Raw genomic sequence first — 3,332 nt, 5'->3', positions numbered from 1 at the left:
AAACTCCCCGTCCCGCAAAGCGGTCCACCCCTCTTCATCACAAGAGGGGAGCCTTAAAAAAGAGCTAAAAAACGAACAAATCTGCTTAACTATATGATATTGCCCTAAAGGGAGCCTAATTTTCCTCGATTTGCTCCCTTTAGGGCTGGGGGTAACAAATCGAGGAATTATCGAAATTGATTTTTGTCATGTATTAAAATTAGTTTGGTGTGTTTGAAAAATATCATGCGGTGGTTCTGATATGCTGCCGTATGGTATTTTAAACAAAAAATGATCTATATGAAAACAACGACAAAATTATACCGGCACCGGTGGAGCATATTTTTCTTTTATCTCCTTACTTCCCTTTATGTACAGGGGCAAAACCCGGTCATCACCCATAAATACACGGCAGATCCCGCCGCCCTGGTCCATAACGATTCCGTTTACCTGTACACAGGACATGATGAAGCCGATAAGGATTTCCATTTTTACGATATGAAAGAATGGCTGGTTTTTTCTTCTTCCGATATGGTAAACTGGAAAGAACATAAAGTGCCGCTCAAGGTTAAGGATTTTTCCTGGGCAAAAGCAGATGCCTGGGCATCCCAGGTCATAGAACGGAACGGTAAATTTTACTGGTATGTTACCGTAACCCATGCCACAGTTCCCGGAAAAGCAATCGGGGTGGCCGTGTCCGACAGTCCCACAGGCCCTTTTAAGGATGCCCTGGGAAAAGCCCTGGTGACCAATGACATGACCAAGGCAACGGATATAAGCTGGGACGACCTGGACCCTACGGTATTCATTGACGATGACGGACAGGCGTATTTATACTGGGGGAATACCGCGTGCTATTACACCAGGTTAAAAGAAAACATGACGGAACTGGATGGTCCTGTCCATACGGTAGACCTTCCGAATTTTACCGAAGCACCCTGGATCCATAAACGGGGCGATTGGTATTACCTGTCCTATGCCTATGAATTCCCGGAAAAAATAGCCTATGCCATGAGCAGGTCTATTACCGGACCCTGGGAATACAAGGGTATTCTCAATGAAGTTGCAGGAAACAGTAATACCAATCACCAGTCCATTATACATTTTAAAGGAAAAGATTACTTTATCTATCACAATGGCAGTATCCCCACAGATGGAGGCAGTTTCAGGCGTTCGGTATGTATAGATTACCTGTACTACAACGAAGGCGGCACCATGAAGCGGGTGATTATGACTTCCGAAGGTATTGATCCGGCGGATTAGCCAATGGGAGAATGTGTCAATGTGTCAATGTGCCAATTTGATAATGAGTTAAAACTAAAACGGAATTTAAAAGAAATACCCCTCCCCCCCCCGGGGAGGTGCCGCGGTTGCTGAGTTAACCGAGGTAAAGGCGGAGGGGGATTACCCACAAAGCCCCGAATACTAAAATCTCACATCTAATATCTAACATCTGATCATCATGATAAAACCAATCATTACAAGTTTAGCCGGCCTGGCCTTTTTTGCCGGTGTCCGTGCCCAGCAGTCCGTGCCAATGGTAGTCAAAGCCGATGACGTTGTGGCCGAAATGCAGCCTACCATGTACGGTGTCTTTTTCGAAGACATTAATTTCGCTGCCGATGGCGGACTGTATGCCGAACTGGTAAAGAACCGTTCGTTCGAATTTACCCTGCCTTTAACAGGATGGCTGCAGCCGGACAGTGACCGTCATTCCCTTAATGAGAATTCGGGAATAGCAACGGTAATACGTTCCGATAAGGAACACAATGCCCGTTTTTGCCGTGTGGAAGTTAAGAATGATAAGGGCTACAGCCTTATCAACGAAGGTTTCCGTGGCATGGGAATAAAAGAAGGGGAGAAGTACAACCTGTCTTTTATGGCTGCCAGGCAGGAAGGAAATATAAGCGGGATTCATTTTCAGCTTATCGATGCCAAAGGCTCGGTATTGGCAGAAACTTCCGTTCGCCCGGATAGCGGCGACTGGAAAAAATATACTGCCGTGCTCACTCCAAACCGTACGGAAGAAAAAGCACAGCTAAAGATCACTTTTGACGGGAACGGCAGTATAGACATGGATATGATATCTCTTTTCCCGGAAAACACCTGGAAAAACCGCCCTAACGGATTGCGGAAAGACCTGGTTCAGCTCCTGTACGATATGGACCCCGGGTTCCTGCGTTTCCCGGGCGGGTGCATTGTGGAAGGGAGGACCCTGGACCGCAGGTATCAGTGGAAAAAAACGGTGGGGCCCGTGGAAGAACGCGATATCCTGGTAAACCGGTGGAATACGGAATTCGGTCACCGCCTGACCCCGGATTATTACCAGTCTTTCGGTCTTGGTTTCTTTGAATATTTTCAGCTTGCGGAAGACCTGGGGGCAGAACCGCTGCCGATTCTCAGTTGTGGTATGGCATGCCAGTTCAATACGGGAGAACTCGTACCTATGAATGAGCTGGACCCTTACGTTCAGGATGCCCTGGACCTGATCGAATTTGCCAATGGCCCCGTGGATTCGCACTGGGGAAAAATACGAAAGGACATGGGGCATCCGGAGCCGTTTCACATGAAGTATATCGGTATAGGTAATGAACAATGGGGACCGGAATATATAGCGCGCTATAAAGTTTTTGAAAAAGCGATAAAGGAAAAATACCCGGATATGATCATAGTTTCCGGTAGCGGCCCTTTTCCGGAAGGAGAACATTTCGAATACGGCATGGAAGAACTCCGCAAACTAAAAGCGGAGATCGTCGATGAGCATTATTATAAAGACCCGAAGTGGTTTCGTGAAAATGCCGATCGTTACGACGGTTACGATCGCAACGGTCCCAAAGTGTTTGCAGGAGAATACGCGGCACAAAGCGTAGCCATTGCCAGCCCGGAAAACCGGAACAACTGGGAATGTGCCCTGTCCGAAGCGGCATTTATCACCGGCCTGGAACGCAATGCGGAAGTAGTACATCTCACGTCCTATGCGCCGCTGATGGCACACAAGGAAGGCTGGCAGTGGACACCCGATCTCATCTGGTTCGACAACCTGAAATCTTACGGAACGCCTAATTATTACGTGCAGAAACTGTTTTCCCTCAATAAGGGTACCCATGTGGTCCCTGTTACCCTCAACGGACAGGCCCTGACCGGGCAGAACGACCTGTATGCAACAGCCTCACTGGATAAGAAAACAGGCGAGATTATTGTAAAGATCGTAAATACTTCCGGGAAGGTACGGGAGCAGGACATTGCTTTTGAAGGTATTTCCCGGCTGTATTCCCGCGGAAAAATGACAGTACTGCAAAGTGATGACCCGGAAGCGGAGAATTCCCTGGACGATGCAAAACATGTAAGTCCTT

General features: G+C 47.6%; 2 protein-coding genes. Both read left to right on the top strand.

Going from position 1 to position 3,332, the window contains the following annotated elements:
* The first annotated feature begins 279 nt into the window (after positions 1–279).
* Entirely contained in the window at positions 280–1,242 is a 963-nt protein-coding gene (locus tag ED312_RS11275) for a glycoside hydrolase family 43 protein (RefSeq protein ID WP_123216122.1), read from the top strand.
* Between the two features lie 199 nt (positions 1,243–1,441).
* Positions 1,442–3,332 (top strand): alpha-L-arabinofuranosidase C-terminal domain-containing protein (locus ED312_RS11270; protein ID WP_123216121.1); only part of this gene is annotated, 1,891 nt, incomplete at its 3' end.

This window comes from Sinomicrobium pectinilyticum (genome assembly GCF_003725735.1).
GTDB lineage: Bacteria > Bacteroidota > Bacteroidia > Flavobacteriales > Flavobacteriaceae > Sinomicrobium > Sinomicrobium pectinilyticum.
This window is presented reverse-complemented; position numbering and strand designations above follow the sequence as displayed.

Bases quoted from the DNA above. Each gene is read 5' to 3' on its own strand.
- ED312_RS11275 (WP_123216122.1), top strand. From the start codon at position 280: ATGAAAACAACGACAAAATTATACCGGCACCGGTGGAGCATATTTTTC.